The sequence below is a fragment of the Phaeocystidibacter marisrubri genome, from assembly GCF_008933165.1.
Taxonomy (GTDB): domain Bacteria; phylum Bacteroidota; class Bacteroidia; order Flavobacteriales; family Schleiferiaceae; genus Phaeocystidibacter; species Phaeocystidibacter marisrubri.
In genome coordinates this window covers 884,901-905,154 of record NZ_WBVQ01000001.1, presented here as the reverse complement: position 1 = coordinate 905,154, position 20,254 = coordinate 884,901, and the positions used below count along the sequence as shown (strand labels likewise).

Here is a 20,254-nt window from a genome sequence, read left to right as displayed (position 1 = left end):
GCTTATCCTTTAACACCGCTTGGAATATTTACAATTCTATCTTCTAGGAACACAGAGTTCGTCAGACTATCGGTCTGACAATCCTTGTACATCGGCAATTCACTCATCAGCTTCCAAATGGGACGTGTCATCACACCCGCTTCATTGGTCGCTTTCAACAGCGCGTCGCGTTCGGCTCTATTCTCAGTCTGGATGGCCATTAACCAATAATTCCATCGCGTAGTGGTTTCCGGCGGAGATAAGAGCTGTATCCCCACTTTGGAAAAATACTCGGCATACCGCTCAAACAGCAATTGCTTCTCTTTGATTAGGTCATCACACACTTCCATCTGAGCCAAGAGAAGTGCAGCATTCAAGTTGGGCATTCGATAATTAAATCCCGTCTCATCATGCACGTATTCCCAAGGATGAGGAACCTTTGCAGTAGTGGTGATGTATTTCGCGTGGGTAGCCATTTCCTCATTCTTGCTAACCAAGATGCCACCTCCACCCGAAGTAATCACTTTATTCCCGTTAAAAGAATACGCACCAACAACGCCCATGGTACCCGCAGGTTTGCCTTTGTATTCACATCCGTAGGCTTCTGCAGCATCTTCTACCAATGGGATACCCCACTTCTCAGACACGCGAAGCATTTCGTCCATGTGAACCATGAAACCAAAAGTGTGCATGGGTAAGATAGCGGCAATTCGTCTACCTGTTGATTTGTTATAAACATCTGCCCCCCTACGTTCTCCGAATTCCTCAAAGAAGGATTCTACCGCGGAAGGGGACAATCCCAATGTATCTCTATCAACATCCAAAAAAACAGGATGCGCATGTAAGTAATGAATCGTATTTGCTGTAGCTACAAAGGTGAGCGCCTGTGTTAAAACCTCTTCATCTCTTTGAACACCTGCCAAAAGTAGACTGATGTGAAGTGCAGCCGTCCCATTGACCATGGCAACCGCCTTCGAAGTATGCGTCTCTCTGGCTACCCATTTCTCGACTTCATCAACAAACTTCCCGACCGATGAAACAAAGGTGGATTGTATAGATTCCGAAACATATTTCAATTCATTTCCTCGAAAAACCGGAGCATGAAGAGGAATGAAATCGCTTGGAACGCCATTGATTTCTCGAATGGCACGTATCGTTGCTTTGTGATCCATCACATTTTGGAATCTAAGTATTTCCCCTTCTCCTCATGAAGAAAATTGGGAATCATTTGCTTGAACAAGGTGACAATTTCTCCCTTGCTCCATCGCTTCTTTTCACGCATTTGGACAATCTGACCTTCAAAGAAATTCGTTAAGTCTTCCTTGGATTCCCACTCGTTCTTGATGACTCCCAAATTGTCAAAACGCTCCATATCAAGCACTTCGCTATCGGTATAAAATTCCTCAAAATCCTTTTCTCCCGTGGTATCCGAAGGGGCAAACAAACATGGCCACTTTCCTTCTTTCGGCAAGGTTGCCATCAATGCTCGAGCTTCATCTTCTGATTCACACTCGTATGCCTCTAATCCCCTGCTCTTCAAATAACGCACAGCGATATCGGAAAAAGTAATGAGATGAAGGTTTTCACTCAACTTTGGAAAGAAGATGTCGCGGTTATCTCCAAAAAGGGTGGACATCAAGCATAGTTCTCCAGACTCCTGAGGGGTAACAAAATAACGACGAACATCATTAGGAGCTGCAATGGGCTGGTTTTTCAACAATCGTTGATTGAACCCGTGCAACAGAGACCCATCCGAGAAAGCAACATTTGCAAAACGGGCTGTAGAGATAGAGATCTCTCGACTTCGCTTCATCAAGAACATCTCCATAATTCTCTTGGAAGCGCCCATCATGTTGACTGGATTCGCGGCCTTATCCGTAGAAACACAGAAATACTTCTTTACCCCCTTCTCAATACACTGAGCAATGGTTTTATCCGTATTGAAGACGTTGACGTCTATCATGCGCATCAACGTAAATGGATCCTTTTCGCTTCTTACATGCTTGAGTGCAGACAGATTAAGCACATAATCATAACCCCCTGACTGCTCGAAGAATGCATCGTATTCAACGCTGCCAATGTCCAATGCAAAAGTTTGAAAATCGCCGGAGATATACCCAAATGTGCTTCGAATATCACGCACCAGTTCCACCAAGTTGTTTTCTGATAAATCAACAACGTGAAGGGTTTTGGGATTGCGTTTAAAAATCTCCTTAGTCACAGCTTGCCCAATAGATCCAGCACCTCCCAAAACTAAAAACCTAGACGTACTCACTCGACGAACAATTTCGTCTTCATACTGACTTACATCTGTACTGAAAAGGGCTGTGTTCCGGCCTATTAACTCAAGCATTCTTCAATTTTTCTTTAGGTGCTAGGGCAAAAGTGTGGAGTTGCTGAAAGTGGATCTCTGCAGATTTGCACGATACCCATTCATCACCAAACTCTTAAACTAGGCTAAAATAGTGGAACCGTAGCATCTCTTCAACATATTGGCAGGAATAGTGTGTTGGGGGTTGGGGTTGGGTGATGGATGATGGATGACGGGGGACGGGTGTGCGACATGTGGGGTCAAATCCTCAACCCCTTCACGCTGCTCGGTACATTCACAATTCTATCTTCCAAAAATTGAGAATGGGTCAGATCGGTCGTTTGACAGGATTTGAACTCTGGCATCTTGTGGAGGAGAGTCCAAATAGGACGACAAGTAATATCGGCTGCATTGAGAGCATCGAGGAATTCCGTTCGTTGTTTCCTATCCGCCAATTGAAGGGTGATCAGCCAAAAGTTTGCCTTTGTACCGGGGCGTTCTGAGCGCATCTTCACGCCTTCTCTTTCCATGTGCTCGGAATAGACATAGCCCAGAGCGCGCTTTTGATAGAGCATTTCGCTCAAGTGTTCAATTTGACCTAGTGCCAGTGCGGCGTTTAGGTTAGGCATCACGTAATTGAAACCAAGTTCATCGTGAAAATACTCGTATGTGTGCGGCTTTTTCGCGGTACTGATCAAATGACGAGCGCGATTTGCGAGTTTAGAGTCGTTAAGAATCAAAGCACCACCTCCACCGGAAGTGATGGACTTATTGCCATTAAAAGATAGTGTCCCGATGGCACCGAAGAGCCCGACATGCTTATCTCCCACCTTTGCACCCAAGGCTTCAGCGGCATCTTCAATCAACGGTAAATCCCACTCCTTACAGACAGCGGCAATCTCTTCTATTCGAACGGGAAAGCCGAGTGTATGCATGGGCAATACAGCGGCAATTCGCTTGCCCGACTTTACATTGAAAACACCGTTAGAGCGTTTTTCACAGGAAGATTTTAAGAAGCCTTCAAGGGATTCTGGCGACATTCCCATACTGTCGGCGTCTACATCTACAAATACAGGTTGAGCACCCACATAACGTATGGCATTGCCCGTTGCTACAAAAGTAAGCGCTTGTGTAATCACTTCATCTCCTGTGGTCACTCCAACCATGTGGAGCGCAACGTGTAAGGCCGCTGTCCCATTAGAAACAGCCACCGCCTCTTTCGCACCCGTATATTCCGCTAGAGCTTTCTCAAACTTTTGGATGTAGGCTCCAGAAGCTGAAGTTTCTCCTGAGACGACTGCATCATTAACATACTTCTGCTCATTACCATTAAAAAATGGAACATGAAGTGGAATTTGACCTTCTTTTACCCCGTAGATTTCGCGGATAAACTGGATGGTGGATTTGATCATAAATTCGAAGAATACCTAGGTCTCAGAAGTTTAGATATAATGGTGAACACCTAGATGCAAGAGGTGCGATAATTATCTGGTAAAGATAGTGTAACCAAAACTCTTAATAAAGCTGAACCCCACGACTGGGATTTAGCGAGTTCTAGTTACTACCCCATTGAGTAGTTGGTACTCTTGTTTGGATTCTGGACATTGGGCTTTACCCCCGGAATCGAAATGCAATCGATGCCCGTATTCACTCACCCAACCTATTTGTTGGGCTGGATTGCCAACCATTAAAGCATATGCAGGTACATCTTTGGTGATGACAGCTCCAGCGCCAATTAAGGCATAGGAACCAATCTCATTTCCGCAAACAATAGTTGCATTGGCACCAATTGAAGCACCTTTCCGAACATAGGTAGAAACGTATTCCCCTCTTCGTATTACTGCACTTCGTGGGTTGGTAATGTTGGTGAATACGCAAGAAGGTCCCAGGAAAACATCATCTTCACATTGCACTCCTGAATAGATGGAAACATTGTTCTGAACCTTCACATTGGAACCCAAAATCACGTTGGGAGATACCACCACATTCTGACCGATATTGCAGCGCTCACCTAACACAGCGCCATCCATGATGTGACAAAAATGCCAGATTTTTGTTCCCTTTCCAATCACTGCATTGTCAGCAACATAGGAACTTTCATGAACCGTATAGGGTGTTTTCATCGCAGGGATCTACAGTAGATTTCGAATTCCGAAATCAAACTTAGGTAAAGTTATTGGAGTGGGATGCCCTTACTTGATATTCAAGATAAATCCTTCGCCGTGCACATTCTCGATTTCAATAGAAGGATCAGCGGATAAATATTTGCGAAGTTTAGCTACATACACATCCATGGAACGTCCTGTAAAGTAGTTCTCATCCTTCCATATCTTCACCAAAGCAACCGAGCGTGGTAGTAAATCGTTCTTGTGTCGAGCTAACAAATCCAACAACTGAGATTCTTTGGGTGACAGCTTCTGATCTTGTCCATTGTGCGACAGAATACGCAAGCGTGGGTCAAATTTGAATTCGCCAATTTGATGTTTGTCGCCTTCACTTTTACTGTGACCAGGCTGACGTTGAAGTATGGCTTTGATTTTATAGAGTAAGACCTCCGTATCAAAAGGCTTGGTGAGGTAGTCATCGGCTCCAATGCGGAAACCTTCAAGCACATCCTCTTTCATGCTCTTTGCGGTAAGAAAGATAAGCGGTTGATTGGGCTTCGACTTTCTTATTTCAGTAGCGGTGGAGAATCCATCTCGCTTGGGCATCATCACATCGAGAATACACAGATCCCATGGACCATCTGCAAACTTAGATAAGCCTTCGTCCCCATTCACGGCGAGTTCAGCTTCAAAATCGTGAAGCTCCAAAAAGTCTTTTAACATGGGACCAAACGACGGGTCATCTTCAATCAAGAGAATCTTACTCATGAGGTAGTTGGTTTTCGTTTTGCTAAGGTTGAACAGCCTTCCCAGAACGAGATCTATTATTCAACTATTGTAGTAAGATACGATGGACGGGCAACAAAGTCAATTCTAAAAATTGGCTGTGCTTCTCCTCTATCTCAATACCCTAGCGGCTTCGAAGCTAGTTTACTCCGAGATAACCTGCATTGTTGAGGGACAATTTTTGCATAAGTTTAGGATTTAAGGGAAAGAATTGGCCCTTAGTCCTCTCCTACCGCTTGAATCTATTACAGCTATGACCTTTGGTTAGTGTTCTTCCCACGCGAATGGATTCGCGCGGTAGCAGTTACACAGCTATTCATGCTTGGCTTATGATGCTTTCTTGCCTCGCCACGCGAAAGGATTCGCGCGGTAGCAGTTACGCAGCTATTCATGCTTGGCCTAGACGTTACCTGAAAGCCAAAAACCTGCTCTGCACAGGTACTATGATCCAGTACTCGGGGTCGGCACCGCCCTAAGCGCTTCTCTCCAATGTCTATTCACAAAACCAGTGGAACGAACTTTTTGTAAGTCCATTTTTGAAAAGAAAGGTCGCTGAGCTTTGGTTGGGAATTCTTCTGTGGTACAAGGAGTAATACTTCCTGACAGATTGCATTCCTCTTTGATGGCAAGGGCAAAATCGTACCACGACGCCACTCCTTCATTGCTAAAGTTGATGATGGAGTTGAGATGCTGCTTTCGTATTTCTTCGTTCGACAAAAGAAACCAAATGAAATTGGCTAAATCATACGCCAGCGTAGGTGAACCGATTTGATCTGCCACCACTTTCAAATCTCTTCCCTCCCCCAATAATCGCTTCATGGTGTTGAAGAAATTTTGATTGAGATCGGAATACAGCCAACTCGTTCTTAAGATGATGAAATTCACACCCGATGATGCTAAAACATGCTCACCTCTCAACTTCGTTTCTCCATAAACACCAGTAGGATGCGGATGATCTGATTCCTTCCGCAATCCATCTACAGGACCACCATAAACGAAGTCGGTAGATACGTGAAGAAACGTGACTTCCTTTATTTTACAAGCCTTCGCGAGATTCTCCACAAGTTGAACATTGCCGTATTCAGCAGCGCCAGGTTCGTCCTCGGCACGGTCAACAGCGGTATAAGCAGCGGTATTTACGAGGTGGGTAATCCCCTCTTTCTCGATGAAATCGACAATGGCAGTAGTCTCACTCAAATCGACATCGTTTCGGCTCGTAAAAACAGCATCTACACCTACCGGTAAAGTAGCTGCTACGCATTTACCCAGTTGTCCAGCTCCGCCTGTTACCCAAACTTTCATTCCCATTCTTTCTGCGCTTCATTCAATGATGGGAGAACTAAATCCTTTTCGCTCAACTTCAATTCAACGTTGAGCTCTGGCCATTCAATCCCAATGGTAGGATCATTCCAAATCACTCCCCTTTCGTCTGCCTTCGAGTAGTGATTATCGCATTTGTAGGAAAAGATGGTATTAGCTTTCAAGGTGACAAACCCATGACCAAATCCTCTAGGGACATACAGCATTTGCTTGTTTTCACCATTGAGTTCAACCCCAAACCACTTTCCATAGGTCGGTGAATTTGGACGAAGATCCACTGCTACATCCCACACAGCTCCCTGTATCACACGTACCAATTTGGCTTGTGCAGCATCACCGATCTGAAAGTGAAGTCCACGCAACACTCCTTTGGACGACATGCTCTGATTGTCTTGAACAAAATTGGCATTTGCCCCCGTGAGCTTTTGAAAGAGCTGATCGTTAAACGACTCAAAAAAATAGCCACGGTGATCGCCAAAAACTGTGGGCTCTAACAGATAACAATCTGGAATGGGTTGGTCTAATACCTTCATGGTCAATATTGCGTAGAATTAAGAGCGCTCTAAGGTAATAACAAAGGTACTGCCTTCCCCTACCGTACTCTTTACTTCAATCTTTCCTCCGTGTCTGTCAATTATTTCCTTGGCATAAGCCAAACCGAGTCCGTGCCCCTTTACCGTGTGAACATTTCCCGATTCTGCGCGATAGAACCGATCAAATATATGCTCTCGAACTTCTCTACTCATTCCGATCCCGTTGTCGGAAATGGAGATGACGACATAAGAGTTCGACAACTCTGTGTCAATTCGAATATGCGGTGGTTCCATGGAATATTTCACCGCATTATCGATGATATTAATCAACACATTTGAGAAGTGGTGATGATCTACATTGACCTTCTCATCCTCCAATCCATGAGGATTGTATTGAATAAAACCTCCGCGTTGTTCAACGGTCAATTCCAAATGACTCTTGGCCCCTTCAATGAGGTCCGAAAGAGAGATATTCTCGCGTTCTAGGCTGATTTCATCCTTATCTAAAAGCGACATTCGCAGCACGTGTTCTACCTGCTTGTGCATCCGCTGGTTTTCATTCCGAATAATCTGGGTGTAGTGAGCTCGCTTTTCGGGATCATTCTGCAGCTTTGGAGAATTCAGTGCATCTATAGCCAAGTTGATGGTAGCTAAAGGTGTTTTGAATTCATGGGTCATATTGTTGATGAAATCAGACTTAATACTACTGATCTTCTTCTGCTTCAACATTTGTCGGATGGTGGTCCAGAACGTAATCACCACGCCGAGTGTGAACACCAAGCTCAAGGCCACCATTGTCCACATACTACTGTACACTTCGTTCATCTTGTTGGGAAGTTGAACGTGCAAGTAAACGGGCTTATCCCATAGGTCATTTCGCAACACTTGAACTTTATACGAGGGTAAGTAGGATTCGAAATCCTCTGAGATCAGACTACTAAATTCACCGTCTTCTGAAAGGGCAAATTCAAAATTGCTCGCAATTCCTTTATCCTCTAACTCCGATTTCAATACACTATCCACCGCGTCCAAGTCGAAGCGTCTGCCAATAGGAACATACTCTCGCATGGTATTCCGCACGAACATTTGAAGTACTGTATCCATCATCAGCACCTTCTCTTCAACACGATGCATTTGGGCTTGCTGAAGGTGAATCTTTCCATCGTCTGATCGCTTACCACTCCCTTCCTGACTCACTTCTACACGATAAGGACCAGCTGGTGAATAGTACGTTGTATCCGCCTGAAAACTAAATGTGTAAAACCCTGTACTATCGAGGAACTGAATTTCATCTCGATCTAGAATATTGGGATTGATAGCAGAATCAACCTGAAATACATGAGGGATCTGCGACTGTAACCATGGGCGAAAATTCTCTTCTTGTTCAATGATTCGCTTGGCATCCAAATCTTCCAAATCCTCACCCGTTGTCCGCATTGCCTCCATCACCTCGCTGTCAAAACGAGCCTTGCGAACTTCTACCGCATTAGAAAACAAATAAACTTGAACCACAATGGATCCAATCAATGCAGCGGTGATAAAACCGATTAGAATTTTCGAATTGTTATTCGTCATTTGCCAAAAATAGTCGCTGAAGTCCGTATGGGGGTAAATTTAACGGGAATTTGGTTTTTGGCATTGGGTCTATGACCGCGATAGAGCCTGCAGCACAGTCATCTCGCCAGGATAAATGGTTTAGCTCTCTAGAAGCCAAAGCCCATAGCCAGAACTCTGGAGCCTCCACTCGTCCTCCATCCCCACAATTCATTACATTTGTCACAATGATGAGAAGACCTATGCGCAAACTTTTTGTTCCTATCGCTTTACTGGCCACTACTACTAGTTGCGATAAATTGAATGAACTGACTGTATTTGACATTTCTACCACTACAGAAATTGTCATTCCGGCTACAACGGGGATAAATCTCCCGTTTTCAATGACCACTCCTAACATCGAAACGAATTCGAGTTCCACTTTTGAGAATAACGATACAAGAGCGGATCTCATTCAGGACATTCGTCTCACAGATTGTGAATTGGTTATTACAAGTCCATCGAGTGCAAACTTCGATTTCTTGAACAGTATCGAGATTTACATCAGCACACAAGAACTACCAGAAGTATTGGTTGCTGAGAAGCAAAACATCCCAGAAGATGGAAGAACTTCTCTTACTCTTGATGTGACCAATGAGGATTTGTCGGAATACATCAAGTCTGAGCGCTATGACATGCGTACTAAAATCGTAACGGATCAAGTGCCAGGATCTGAAGTTCGCATTGATGCCTCTACTGTATTTCGTGTAGACGCTAAAGTATTGGGGATTTAATTCATGGCAAATGCAGATGAGTTGAGAGCGCGATTCATAGATTATCTCAACTCAAATCAGCCTCTACCTCTCACAGGACAAGAGAACTTAGATGCTTCATCAAAAGCCATTTTGGAAGAGATGGCTAACCGAATGAAGAACAATTACCCGTATGCTCATCCATTGTATGCGGGTCAGATGTTAAAGCCACCTCACGCAATAGCCCGTGAAGCCTATGCTTTTGCTCAGAATATCAACCCCAATAACCACGCGTTAGACGGCGGTAAAGAGAGTTCAGCCATGGAGATGGAGGCTGTGGCGGGCATTGCGAAAATGTTTGGTTGGGATACCCATATTGGACACCTCACTGGAGGTGGTACCATGGCGAATTTAGAAGCACTATGGATTGCGAGCCAGATTCACCCCAACAAACGCATCTTGGCTTCTGCTGCTGCACATTACACGCACGAACGCATCACCTCTGTTCTAGGAATCCCTTTTTCGAAAGTCTCGAATGCCATAGATCGGCCAGTAATGGATCTTTCTGCCTTGGAAGATGAGCTGAAGAAAGGAGATGTTGGAACCGTTGTGCTCACAGCTGGCACCACTGGAACTGGACATGTTGAACCCATTGCTGAGGGCATCGCATTGTGTAAGAAATACGGAGCACGATGTCACATTGACGCGGCCTACGGTGGCTACTTCACACTCTGTGTAGCGAGTTCTCCTCTTCAAGGTAATTTCAATGCGATCACCCGTGCAGACAGTATCGTTATTGACCCGCATAAACACGGTCTTCAACCTTATGGTTGTGGATGTGTCCTCTTTTCCGATCCGAGTATTGGGAAGTTCTACTTGCACGATTCGCCCTATACCTACTTCACATCCAACCAACTTCACTTGGGTGAAATCAGTTTGGAATGCAGTCGACCAGGCGCAAGTGCCGTGGCCTTGTGGACCACCATGCAGCGCTACCCATTGACTGAAGATGGAGAAATGGCTCAGGGGTTGTCCAACTGCCTCAACGCAGCTAAAACGCTGTATTCAAAATTATTAGAAAACGGAAACTGGATTCTTCCTTACAAACCTGATTTGGATATTCTCATCTTCGCTCCCAAATGCTCTCGAGTATCCGAAATATCAGAGGCTTCCCAAACGATGTTTGATAAAGCAGAAGAGAACGGACTCTATCTAGCGCTGTACAAGATGCCATCGGAATCACTTAAAGCCGTGATACCCGAAATCGAGGTAGATCGCCCGACTGTCACCCTCCTTAGGTCAACATTAATGAAATGGAATCACCTGGATTATATCGGTGATATCTTCCGAATTTTGAAATCGATCTCTTAGAAAATCCAACCCACACGAAGACGTGCATAAGGGATGCCGTATTGAATGGCCATCTCCCCTGTTCCACTATTATCACCCGATACCAACATACAATAGGCAGGGAAATCAATACCCACACTAAATCTTTGGTAGCGATTATTGTGGAATGGACGACTGTAACGAATGCCCGGAGCAATAGTCAATCCGAAATCCAACTGGTCCATGCCAAAATCAGATTCGGTGTACAACAGTTCTTCTGAAGCGCGACCATAGGCCTGACGATAGCCCAAGTCGAAGGTAGCTAGGATAGGCATGGTAAATGCCAGCTCGCCATTGTGAACATTGCGACTCATTCTAGACGTAATCTGTCCACCGATACCAACGCGAATGCTTTTCTCTAAGTACTTGTAATCAGCATTGTACAGACTATCTGCTGTAAACTGATCGAAGTGATATGCGGCGATGTCCGTATAACTCGTTGCCTTGCTGCGGTAACTCAAGTCCAACATCCATTGCCAATTACCATCATCTCGACCATCTTTGAACTGTGACCAGATAAATCCAGTGGCGAAAGTGTTGGTAGTTCCACCTTTTGCCTTGAAGAAATCGTCCAATTGAGTCGTTCCATCCGACAATTCATATCCTCCATAGACCTCAATCATAGCCGATTGTGCCTCTGCTTTTGGAGACATCAAACCCAAGGCTGATACAGCCAACAGTACGAGAGCGTTCTTCTTCATAGGCTCAAAAATAAAAGAAATGCGCAATGGTTGGATATGCAATTCCACTTTTCATCAAATCTCTGCCACCATGCAACGCACACTTCCACCTCCCACTCTCTCAATAACAGGCACGGGAACAGGAAGCAAGGAGGTATATTTTCTCAGCTGAAAAATCTGCTCTGTGGTAAAAGATCTGCGGGCCGACGAACTCAATAATAGGCAATTTTGCCCGTCTTCAGATTCAACTTCTAGCATATTACCAGCAAAGGCTTTTACTTGGTCTTCAGTGAGAATAACTTGTTCTTTCCCGGCATGATCAAAATGATGACTCAACGCTTCACGGACATGAGTATCCCTAATCATTTCGGGCGCCCAAGCAACAAACTCTTTACCCACACACATCATTACATTAGTGTGATACACCGGTATTCCATTGCGATCCACGGCATCAAACGCGAAGAGTTCATATCCAAGTTGAGCACATAATTCTCTAGCCAACAAAACATTACTTCTGGAGGACTCACAGATATAAGCTTCCTTGCGTTGACGATCAAAAACCAGACTACCGGTTCCTTCTAAATACTTACCCTCTTTCTCATAATGTGTCAGGTCGATAATTTCTGAATACCCGTAATACTCCTTCAATCGATCAATGATATCCGTGCGACGCTCCAATCGACGATTCTCGGCCTCCATGGGATAGAGAACGATGACACCATTCTCGTGGGTAGAAAACCAGTTATTGGGAAAAATAGCATCCGGCTTGGGGGGCAAAATCGTGTCTTCTTCCACCACATGAGGAATGTGATGAAGAGTCAGAACCTGTGTTAGTCGATTAAACTCATCCAAAGCTTTTGAACTTGCCTCCGCAGGAATTTCTTCCATTTGATATGCATTACTCGCTGCAGTTTGTGGATTAAAAGCAAAAGAACGAGGTCTGATAAGAAGCAACATTACAATGAAGTATTAGGAATTGATGCAGTCAACAATCACTCGAATTACGTTCAATTCTTTCATTTTTTATATGATTTCTGTCAATTATCAACACATTTCGAATCATTTTCCTCAAAAATAATGACTGCCGAATCTGCGCGTTTCCCGCCGTACTGACACACATTCTGCAGGATAGTCAGTCGCCTCAAAATCAGTGCATTTGATCACTACACTCCACTAAACACTTTGTAACACACTGATTAACAGATATATATTTTTGAACATTTATCATGTTTCAGGGTTCTATGAAGAGTTGTCGCACGAAGTTTGCGCGAAGAGACACGAAGTCATGACATGTTACGACAGAGCATGACCATTATGAACCAAACATCACTAAATGAAAGTGCTTGTTATCGGAGCCGGCAATATGGGTTCCACGTATGCTGAAGGTATGAGAGATTCCCACCTCTTGGGAACAAAACAAAAACTCATGATCTACGACACCTCAGAAGAGCGTAGAAATCAATTGAAGGAAGACAGTGAATACGATGTATTCGACAATCTAGAAGAATGTCTTCCTCAAGCTGATGTCATTTTTATCGCGGTTAAACCGTATCATGCCTCTGAGCTTTTTGCCAAAATGAAACCGATGGTAGGAACCGATCAAATCATCGTTTCCATTATGGCAGGTGTAACCTTAGAAAGTATGGTAAGCGAACTGGGCCTAACCAAGGTAGTGCGTGCCATGCCGAACTTGCCTGCACAGGTGGGTAAAGGAATGACATCTTACACGTCTACCGACGATGTCAGTCGAGTTGAACTTCTCACCATTGGAGGATTGTTGGATACCACAGGTAAATCCATCCATGTAAGCAATGAGCGTTTTATCGATGCATCTACGGGTATTTCAGGAAGTGGTCCTGCCTATATTTTCTATTTCATGGAATCCATGATGGAGGCAGCCCGCCAAATGGGATTCAGCGACAAAACCGCCAAAACACTAGTAAGCAGCACATTTGAAGGAGCTGTTGAATTGTTCAACCAGAACGATATTACTCCGGTTGGCTGGATGAATCGCGTGGCTTCCAAAGGAGGAACTACCCGAGCAGCACTTGACAGCATGCGAGACAATAATGTCAACGAACTGATTAAGGACGCGGCATACGCAGCTTTTAATCGGGCTACGGAGATTGGTGAAGAGCAATCAGCGGAGGCTTAATTCACCTGAGAAAAGAAACAGTATTAACCTAATTCGTTGGTAATCTGCGAAAACCGCAGTCTTTGTCGGAAACACCCCGACTCAGAAATTAATTCGTAATCCAAAAATATGGAGACGAAAAGAGTGGTCATTAAAGTCGGCACGAACGTTATGACCAATAAAGATGATAGAATCGTGCGCCCTATCCTTCAACGCTTGGTACACCAAATTGCCGAGCTTTATGAAAGAGACATTCATACTATCCTAATTTCAAGCGGATCTGCCATTGCAGGTAAAGAGGTGCTTGGTGATTGTAAGATAGATGATCCTAGTGTTCGCCGACAGGTTTTCAGTTCCATTGGACAACCTCGAATGATGCGAATGTACTATCAACTCTTTCACGACTACGGTCTAACCTGTGCTCAGGTACTCGCAACAAAGCGAGATTTCAACCCAGGAGTACACCGAGAAAATATGATTAACTGCTATGAAGGCCTCATTTCGCAAGGTGTCATTCCTATTGCGAATGAAGATGATGCTACATCAGTTACTCAATCCATGTTTAGCGATAACGATGAACTAGCCAGCCTTGTAGCGGAGTTAACCAAAGCTGACATGATGATTATCCTCACCGATATTGACGGTTTCTACACGGGGCACCCCGATGATAAGGATTCCGTGATCATATCGGAGGTACTTCCTGATCAAGATGTAGAGAAATACATCCAAGACAGTGAAAAGGATGAGCATCAAGGAAGAGGCGGAATGGAATCCAAGGTAAAAATCGCCAAGGATACTGCGTCGAAACACATTCCAACCTACATCGCCAATGGTAAAATTGACAATGTGATTGTAGATATCATTGACGGTAAAAAAGTGGGTACAGTTTTCAGAAACCCAGATGACGCAATGAAATCAAGTTTAGCTTAAACCACTAACATGGAATTACAAACAACAGAAAAGAAAAATAGCGTTCTGCAGAGTATGATTGACATTCTCGATCGCAGACGTACCGATATTATTAGCGAGAATAAGCGCGATTTAGACGCGTATGACCCGAATGATAGAGCGATGTACGATCGCCTTATTGTGAATGATGCCAAGGTAGATGGCATGATTGAAGCCGTTCGCCAGGTAAAGGCTATGAAGGATCCCGTTGGTAACATTTTGTCGGAAAGACAACTTGACAACGGACTAAAAATCCAAAACAAAACTGCTCCATTTGGGAATATCCTGATCATCTATGAATCTCGTCCGGATGTAACCATTGAAGCCGCTGTTCTCGCTTTTAAAGCAAACAGTAAAATCTTGCTAAAGGGAGGTAAGGAGGCCGTTCACAGCAATCGCATCTTAGTTGAATGCTGGCATGAAGCCCTCAAAGAAAATGGTTTAGATGACTCTTGGATTCGAATGTTGGAACTCAACCGAGAGGCCACTCAAGAATTCTTGAGAAATCCTGATGTCAAACTCGACTTGATTGTCCCACGAGGTGGCGAAAGATTGATCAAATTTGTGAAAGATCACGCTACGTGCCCGGTTTTGGTAAGTGGTAGAGGGAACAACTTCCTGTTCATCGACAGTGAAGCCGATTGGAAAAAATCCATCGATGTCATCCTAAATGCTAAGACCGATAAGATTTCAGCTTGTAACGCCCTTGATAAGATCTTGATCAGCGAAGAGCTTCCAGAATTGGATCAGAAAATTGTGGAACTCAACTCCATTCTCAGAGATGCTGGTGTTGAAGTACTTGGTGACAAGTACGTTCATCAACTCGATGCTCAAACTAAGACCATTGATGACCAAAATACGTGGTTTGAAGAATTCCTTGCCATGAAATGCGTTGTGAGCGTAGTTCCTACTTTAGAAGAAGCCACGCGTAAAATCAATGAATTCAGCGGAGGCCATAGTGCCGCCATCATGACAGAGAACTCCAATCGAGCAGATGTATTTATGGAGACTGTAGATAGCGCTGCCGTTTACCAAAACGCTTCTACACGATTTACTGATGGAGGAGCAATGGGAGTTGGAGCTGAACTTGCCATCTCTACGGATAAACTGCACCACAGAGGTCCATTGGGACTAGATCAGTTGGTGACCAACAAGTACTACGTGTACGGGAATGGACAAGTGAGATAGGATAAGGCCTTAACTTCGCCCAAAAAAAAACGGTAGAATAGTCACACCTGTGCACTATTCTACCGTTTTTTCATTCTATAGAGCCTCCGCCCTATTTATACTAGAAACCCACTCCAATACCTAAGCCAATTCGCAACGACTTAAAATCCATTGGGAGATTGTTTGATTGATCTCTATCGTCATAGCTGAACAAGTCGTAACCAACGGTTAATTGCACAAATCCATTGGCTCCACGCCCACTAAGAACAGAAGAACGCACTCGTCCTTCTAGTGTGGACCATTCTACAGCGGTAACATTATCACCTGCAGGAGGAGCAAAAGAACTCTGGTAAAAAAGTCCCACAGCATCACCATCTTGTTCCGCTTGCAAACCAATCTCAAATCCATCTGTCCACACTACTGGTCCGCCATAGGTATAGTTCTGAAATAATCCCTCGCCTGTTCCTGTTCCGCTAATTCCAGCTCGAATGTAGGACGCTCGAACCAAATCAAAGATTTTCAGTCCTACTCTGAACTGACGAGAGGTCATTGCCCCTTCAAAATCGCGGGAATCACTGTCTTCCTCAAGTCCGAACATATTGCGGTAATTCCCACCGGCATAAAGGCTTAAAAAACTTCGCCCTTTTTGATCGGATTGAATCATGTCGTAGTACAAATTGACATCAATTTCAGGCCATCCAAAGTCGGCACCATACGACTCCGCATTAATATCTGGAACCACTTCAAATGGAACTGGGAAGTAAACACTACCCGAGACATCTCCATGGAAATTACTTTGTGAAAAAGCGAATAATGGAGTAAGAATAAAGAGAAATGCTAATCTGTATAGACGCATAAAATTAGATTTTGGGTTCATATACATCGCGAGGAATGTAGGAAAAATCCGCAGAGGGGGGCTTGGTCTTTGGCTTCTTTGCTGGTGGCTGTCGCTTAACAGTCTTCGGTAATCTGGAGTCATAGTCTAACCAACTGCGTCAGCCCTTGCACAGCCCTTGCCTCAGGCTCTTATACAGCCCTTTCCCTACGCGCACTCTGGACAAACGCCCTGAACCAACAAATCTTCAGACTCCATCACATAGCCTTTTGGCAAGTTGACGGCTGGGATTACCACGTTTTCCAAACAACGCGTATCTCCACAAGAGGTACATTTAAAATGTACGTGATTGTCGTGATGGTGATCTTGGGAACAACCACCGCCACACAAAGCATACTTCTTCACCGTTTCATCATCCACAACTTGATGAATGATACCCGCTTCTTGAAGCGAAGTGAGAGTTCGATACAGAGTCACACGGTCCGCCTTGGGCATAGCGGTTTCCATGTCTTGATGCGTAATGGCCTTTCCGACATTCAGCAACTGATTGATCACCTCTCGACGAATCTCAGTTGAACGTAAACCGTGTGACTTCAATATATCTTCTGCCCTGCTCATTTTAGCATTATTCTACGCGCAAATGTCCGTAATAAATCCCTTGATTACCCAATTTATCAACGGCAATAATGGCCACTTCGTACTCCCCTGCTTTCGCATCAGTAGGAATGGTAAGGCTTACCGCAGAAAGATCGAAGGAACTCACGTTTTGATCAGCGAGATCGAACTCGCGTTCTCCAAACGTAATGTAATGATCCACATCTTCTTGTTGACGAAGGAGGATATGAATTTCTTCAAACTCGTCTACATCCGATATACTTCCCGCCAAGGAAATTACATCTCCAGGAGCAAATTGAGGCGTCGCGCTAAAGTCAGGAGCTGTTACACTGATGATAGGCTCACTTCCATTCTTAATAATGAGCACCTTCTCTACAAACTCACCTTCATTTCCCGCTTTATCAAGAACGCGTAAAACAGCATGGTACACACCAGCGGTGGCTTCTTCAGGAATGATAGTTGTATCAACAGCTACCGCCGACTTCCCATTCACGCTGATGATATTCACATACGTCCACGGTGTAAAACCCGCCTTGTTGTGGTCGTGACCATCAAAATCATCGTGCAAATCAATCTTTACTTGCTTTAGAGCTTCATTGTCACTCACCTCAGCCATAACACCTATGGCAGTACCCGCATTTAGATAAATAGGATTCTCTGATTCTCCCTGAACGGTAGCAGAAACAAACTTTGGAGGCGTTGTATCTCCCTTGTCTTTTGTACAAGAAACCAACGTGAGTAAAGCAAAAGGAACAATAAGTAATCTCATCTTTGACATGTATTATTTTCGCAACTATGTTGCAAATATACACCTGAAACCCATTAACGCAACTTTGTTGCATTAAAATTTATAAGCTACTTGAAGAATGAGGTTAATTCCCTGTTCGGGAAGATTGAGAATGCGGTAGCGAGAAATATGGCGAAGGTACTCCGCATTGGTAAGGTTCTGCCCGCGCAAACGCAGTTCTAAAGACGATACATCGCCCAACTGAATTGAATATTGCGCATAAGCATTGAGTAAGATATACCCAGGCGTTTGTCTTTCGTTGTTGGCCACTCTGTTTTGCGCAAAGGTGTTGACCACCTCTGCACCAACTTTCCAAGCACCATTCGAAAACTCCGGAATTAAACTTATACTAGTTGCGGGTTGAAATGGCAGATAGCCTCCGGTTTCTCTATTTCTAGACTCTAAGATTTGATCTGAATTTATGGAGAGATTGAAATACTTGCTCGCATGGTACGCGAGGTGAATTTCCATTCCAGATATGTAAGCAGGCGCATGTTCGTATGCATAGATCTGACCTGCATCTGGAAGTGGACTAAATTCTCCAGTAGGATTCAAGAAAATATAATTACTGTAAAGGTACGCCCACCCCGTCACTTTGAACTCAAAAGACCCTTTTCCATTTCTCGGCACCAACTCTTTGAATACCGACAATTCTATCAAGGTTCCTCGCTCCAATTCTAAATCGGGGTTTCCTACTTCATGTCTGAATGTCCCATGATGAACTCCATTTGAAGCCAGTTCGGCAACAGCTGGAATTCGCTCAGAATAACTCAATTGCCCAGTGAATTGAAAATCATTCCAAGATTTAGCTGCTCCAAGTGAAAACGACTTAGCCCAGTAGTTCGACTCGAAGTTAGGAACGCGCTCCACCAGTGAGTCTGGTGCAGCATACCACGGTTGCTCATAGCCCGTAACCACCATGTGCGCTTGATCAAAGCGGACTCCAGTCGATATATTCCACGATCCCAAAACAAAATCGGATAGTGCATACACTCCATAATTTTGTCGACTAAACGTTGGCAAGAGGAACTCCCATCCAGATCTTTCATTCTCTTGAAACTGTGCGCTTCCTCCCACACTCCAGTGAGCATCAAGCCAGTTAAACTTGCGCTTTCCAGAAACTTGGGTTGTTCTTAAATCCAACCCAATGCCCAAAGTATTGTTTGGATCTACATAGTTGAGACCATGTGCATGGGGTGCAGAGCGCTCTTCTCTATGATTGTGTTGATAAGCCATTTCCAGGGCCCAAGTCCCATTGAAGTCCTGCTGATAGGTACTATTATAACTTACTTGGATCTTATCGTGAACGGTCCGCTGATATGGGATGTTTACATCGCGCTGATTTCCCACATCAGAAATATCAAACTGCCTAGGAATCCCCATGGCTCCCGGAAAAAGACCAATTTTCTGAGAAAAGCGACTCACTCGAGCCTTCCAGTATCCATGTATTCCAACATATCCACCGAAATCGAGGTTCCCATTGATTTCTGTGCCTGCCGTATTCTTTAGGACTCCATCTGGAATGGTAAGATTATATCCATTATAGGTAAATGACTCCGCTGGAACGCGATAATCGCCAAAGTCTTGGAGCGTGAAACGACCCCGCACATAAACATTTCTCCACCGATAAGATAGAGATGTCGAGGTACCTATTGCCTTGTTATTGCTTTTGGCAATTCCACTTACTTCCCCGTGAAACCCTAATGGAGGAAAGGTGTTGTCAGAATTAGCTAACACGATTCCGCTCGCTGAAGCCGGACCGTATTCCAAAGTTTTAACACCTGTTAAAATGGACACACTGTTGACACTAAATTGATCAATTTCTAGTCCGTGATCCATCCCCCATTGCTGACCTTCTTGTAGAATTCCGTCTTGAACTACATTTACTCGAGTCCCCACAAATCCTCGAATCATGGGTTTTGAGATTCCCACTCCTGTGTTGACAGAATGAACTCCAGGAAGTCCATCAATAGATTCTGATAGCGAATTCCCGGCTCTATTGCGCAGGTGATCTTCATCGATGCTCTCTGCGGTTGAAGGACCATCTGAAGTCAATGAACCGTAAACCGTAACCGGGGCTAATTTCGTATACCTCTTTTCAAGCTGAGATTCTACGACAAGATCGGACGGACTTACATGAACCACTTTTGTGAGATAGTCATCGGATTCAATTACCAAATCCACCGCTCTATCATTGGGAAGCGTCAGTACCGCCAAACCGTTTAAACCATCTGTGATAGATCCTCCGGGAATTCGGACAGTGAAAACCTGAATGCCATTCTCTTGCTCGTCTACCACTCGTACTTCCACACTTCGCTGTGCGAATACCGACGTAAAGCTCAGTAGGCAGAACAGCGAGAAGAAGTATTTCATGAATGTA

The 20,254-nt window shown here is 44.3% G+C and carries 19 protein-coding genes; 5 read left to right on the top strand and 14 right to left on the bottom strand.

From position 1 onward, the window contains the following. Positions 1 to 2: 2 nt before the first annotated feature. The 8 genes from F8C82_RS04060 to F8C82_RS04025 form a co-directional block, all read right to left on the bottom strand. Positions 3 to 1,151 carry a LegC family aminotransferase gene (locus F8C82_RS04060; protein ID WP_151692235.1) on the bottom strand — a complete coding sequence of 383 codons (1,149 nt, stop codon included), beginning with the start codon at positions 1,149 to 1,151 and terminating at the stop codon, positions 3 to 5. Further along, on the bottom strand, positions 1,151 to 2,332 hold the full coding sequence (locus F8C82_RS04055; protein WP_151692233.1) for a UDP-N-acetylglucosamine 4,6-dehydratase: 1,182 nt from the start codon (positions 2,330 to 2,332) through the stop codon (positions 1,151 to 1,153). The genes F8C82_RS04060 and F8C82_RS04055 overlap by 1 nt, the downstream gene beginning before the upstream one ends. A gap of 218 nt (positions 2,333 to 2,550) precedes the next feature. Next, positions 2,551 to 3,702: a LegC family aminotransferase gene (locus tag F8C82_RS04050; RefSeq protein WP_151692231.1), complete on the bottom strand. Its 1,152-nt coding sequence runs from the start codon at positions 3,700 to 3,702 to the stop codon at positions 2,551 to 2,553. Between the two features lie 132 nt (positions 3,703 to 3,834). After that, positions 3,835 to 4,413, bottom strand: coding sequence for an acyltransferase (locus tag F8C82_RS04045; RefSeq protein WP_151692229.1), 579 nt, complete (start codon positions 4,411 to 4,413; stop codon positions 3,835 to 3,837). Positions 4,414 to 4,482: 69 nt separating this feature from the next. Next, positions 4,483 to 5,163 (bottom strand): response regulator transcription factor, encoded by a 681-nt coding sequence (locus F8C82_RS04040; protein ID WP_151692227.1) that lies wholly within the window; start codon positions 5,161 to 5,163, stop codon positions 4,483 to 4,485. Between the two features lie 459 nt (positions 5,164 to 5,622). Then, a complete protein-coding gene (gene rfbD / locus F8C82_RS04035) occupies positions 5,623 to 6,489 on the bottom strand; it encodes a dTDP-4-dehydrorhamnose reductase (RefSeq protein ID WP_151692225.1) in 867 nt (288 codons plus the stop codon). After that, positions 6,480 to 7,034 (bottom strand): dTDP-4-dehydrorhamnose 3,5-epimerase, encoded by a 555-nt coding sequence (gene rfbC, locus F8C82_RS04030; RefSeq protein ID WP_151692224.1) that lies wholly within the window; start codon positions 7,032 to 7,034, stop codon positions 6,480 to 6,482. The genes rfbD and rfbC overlap by 10 nt, the downstream gene beginning before the upstream one ends. 18 nt (positions 7,035 to 7,052) lie before the next feature. Beyond that, positions 7,053 to 8,609 carry a sensor histidine kinase gene (locus F8C82_RS04025; protein WP_151692222.1) on the bottom strand — a complete coding sequence of 519 codons (1,557 nt, stop codon included), beginning with the start codon at positions 8,607 to 8,609 and terminating at the stop codon, positions 7,053 to 7,055. 206 nt (positions 8,610 to 8,815) lie between these two features. Here F8C82_RS04025 and F8C82_RS04020 point away from each other — a divergent pair, with 206 nt between their 5' ends. Then, positions 8,816 to 9,361: a hypothetical protein gene (locus tag F8C82_RS04020; protein ID WP_151692220.1), complete on the top strand. Its 546-nt coding sequence runs from the start codon at positions 8,816 to 8,818 to the stop codon at positions 9,359 to 9,361. Positions 9,362 to 9,364: 3 nt separating this feature from the next. Then, positions 9,365 to 10,690, top strand: coding sequence for a pyridoxal phosphate-dependent decarboxylase family protein (locus F8C82_RS04015; RefSeq protein ID WP_223279436.1), 1,326 nt, complete (start codon positions 9,365 to 9,367; stop codon positions 10,688 to 10,690). Here the strand turns inward: F8C82_RS04015 and F8C82_RS04010 are convergent. Continuing rightward, a complete protein-coding gene (locus tag F8C82_RS04010; RefSeq protein WP_151692218.1) occupies positions 10,687 to 11,409 on the bottom strand; it encodes a hypothetical protein in 723 nt (240 codons plus the stop codon). The genes F8C82_RS04015 and F8C82_RS04010 overlap by 4 nt on opposite strands. 54 nt (positions 11,410 to 11,463) lie before the next feature. After that, positions 11,464 to 12,345 carry a citrulline utilization hydrolase CtlX gene (ctlX, locus tag F8C82_RS04005; protein WP_151692216.1) on the bottom strand — a complete coding sequence of 294 codons (882 nt, stop codon included), beginning with the start codon at positions 12,343 to 12,345 and terminating at the stop codon, positions 11,464 to 11,466. Between the two features lie 376 nt (positions 12,346 to 12,721). Here ctlX and proC point away from each other — a divergent pair, with 376 nt between their 5' ends. From proC to F8C82_RS03990, 3 genes are all read left to right on the top strand, one after another. Beyond that, complete coding sequence (gene proC, locus F8C82_RS04000; protein WP_151692214.1) at positions 12,722 to 13,543, top strand: pyrroline-5-carboxylate reductase; 822 nt, start codon at positions 12,722 to 12,724, stop codon at positions 13,541 to 13,543. Between the two features lie 108 nt (positions 13,544 to 13,651). Then, the gene (gene proB / locus F8C82_RS03995) at positions 13,652 to 14,452 is read left to right on the top strand and encodes a glutamate 5-kinase (protein WP_151692212.1); all 801 of its coding nucleotides are present in this window, start codon (positions 13,652 to 13,654) and stop codon (positions 14,450 to 14,452) included. 9 nt (positions 14,453 to 14,461) lie between these two features. Beyond that, positions 14,462 to 15,658 (top strand): glutamate-5-semialdehyde dehydrogenase, encoded by a 1,197-nt coding sequence (locus F8C82_RS03990; protein ID WP_151692210.1) that lies wholly within the window; start codon positions 14,462 to 14,464, stop codon positions 15,656 to 15,658. A 100-nt stretch (positions 15,659 to 15,758) separates the two neighbouring features. On the opposite strand, the gene F8C82_RS03985 is transcribed toward F8C82_RS03990, so the two are convergent. From F8C82_RS03985 to F8C82_RS03970, 4 genes are all read right to left on the bottom strand, one after another. After that, the gene (locus F8C82_RS03985; RefSeq protein WP_151692209.1) at positions 15,759 to 16,493 is read right to left on the bottom strand and encodes a hypothetical protein; all 735 of its coding nucleotides are present in this window, start codon (positions 16,491 to 16,493) and stop codon (positions 15,759 to 15,761) included. Positions 16,494 to 16,679: 186 nt separating this feature from the next. Continuing rightward, positions 16,680 to 17,090 carry a Fur family transcriptional regulator gene (locus F8C82_RS03980; protein ID WP_151692207.1) on the bottom strand — a complete coding sequence of 137 codons (411 nt, stop codon included), beginning with the start codon at positions 17,088 to 17,090 and terminating at the stop codon, positions 16,680 to 16,682. A gap of 7 nt (positions 17,091 to 17,097) precedes the next feature. Next, the gene (locus F8C82_RS03975; RefSeq protein ID WP_170266147.1) at positions 17,098 to 17,856 is read right to left on the bottom strand and encodes a DUF4625 domain-containing protein; all 759 of its coding nucleotides are present in this window, start codon (positions 17,854 to 17,856) and stop codon (positions 17,098 to 17,100) included. Positions 17,857 to 17,928: 72 nt separating this feature from the next. Further along, positions 17,929 to 20,247 (bottom strand): TonB-dependent receptor, encoded by a 2,319-nt coding sequence (locus tag F8C82_RS03970; RefSeq protein WP_151692203.1) that lies wholly within the window; start codon positions 20,245 to 20,247, stop codon positions 17,929 to 17,931. Between the last annotated feature and the right edge of the window lie 7 nt (positions 20,248 to 20,254).

Bases quoted from the DNA above. Each gene is read 5' to 3' on its own strand.
- F8C82_RS03985 (WP_151692209.1), bottom strand. From the start codon at position 16,493: ATGCGTCTATACAGATTAGCATTTCTCTTTATTCTTACTCCATTATTC.
- rfbD (WP_151692225.1), bottom strand. From the start codon at position 6,489: ATGGGAATGAAAGTTTGGGTAACAGGCGGAGCTGGACAACTGGGTAAA.
- F8C82_RS04015 (WP_223279436.1), top strand. From the start codon at position 9,365: ATGGCAAATGCAGATGAGTTGAGAGCGCGATTCATAGATTATCTCAAC.
- ctlX (WP_151692216.1), bottom strand. From the start codon at position 12,345: ATGTTGCTTCTTATCAGACCTCGTTCTTTTGCTTTTAATCCACAAACT.
- rfbC (WP_151692224.1), bottom strand. From the start codon at position 7,034: ATGAAGGTATTAGACCAACCCATTCCAGATTGTTATCTGTTAGAGCCC.
- F8C82_RS03980 (WP_151692207.1), bottom strand. From the start codon at position 17,090: ATGAGCAGGGCAGAAGATATATTGAAGTCACACGGTTTACGTTCAACT.
- F8C82_RS03970 (WP_151692203.1), bottom strand. From the start codon at position 20,247: ATGAAATACTTCTTCTCGCTGTTCTGCCTACTGAGCTTTACGTCGGTA.
- F8C82_RS04020 (WP_151692220.1), top strand. From the start codon at position 8,816: ATGATGAGAAGACCTATGCGCAAACTTTTTGTTCCTATCGCTTTACTG.
- F8C82_RS03990 (WP_151692210.1), top strand. From the start codon at position 14,462: ATGGAATTACAAACAACAGAAAAGAAAAATAGCGTTCTGCAGAGTATG.
- F8C82_RS04060 (WP_151692235.1), bottom strand. From the start codon at position 1,151: ATGGATCACAAAGCAACGATACGTGCCATTCGAGAAATCAATGGCGTT.
- F8C82_RS03975 (WP_170266147.1), bottom strand. From the start codon at position 17,856: ATGAGATTACTTATTGTTCCTTTTGCTTTACTCACGTTGGTTTCTTGT.
- F8C82_RS04025 (WP_151692222.1), bottom strand. From the start codon at position 8,609: ATGACGAATAACAATTCGAAAATTCTAATCGGTTTTATCACCGCTGCA.
- F8C82_RS04010 (WP_151692218.1), bottom strand. From the start codon at position 11,409: ATGAAGAAGAACGCTCTCGTACTGTTGGCTGTATCAGCCTTGGGTTTG.
- F8C82_RS04045 (WP_151692229.1), bottom strand. From the start codon at position 4,413: ATGAAAACACCCTATACGGTTCATGAAAGTTCCTATGTTGCTGACAAT.
- proB (WP_151692212.1), top strand. From the start codon at position 13,652: ATGGAGACGAAAAGAGTGGTCATTAAAGTCGGCACGAACGTTATGACC.
- F8C82_RS04040 (WP_151692227.1), bottom strand. From the start codon at position 5,163: ATGAGTAAGATTCTCTTGATTGAAGATGACCCGTCGTTTGGTCCCATG.
- F8C82_RS04050 (WP_151692231.1), bottom strand. From the start codon at position 3,702: ATGATCAAATCCACCATCCAGTTTATCCGCGAAATCTACGGGGTAAAA.
- proC (WP_151692214.1), top strand. From the start codon at position 12,722: ATGAAAGTGCTTGTTATCGGAGCCGGCAATATGGGTTCCACGTATGCT.
- F8C82_RS04055 (WP_151692233.1), bottom strand. From the start codon at position 2,332: ATGCTTGAGTTAATAGGCCGGAACACAGCCCTTTTCAGTACAGATGTA.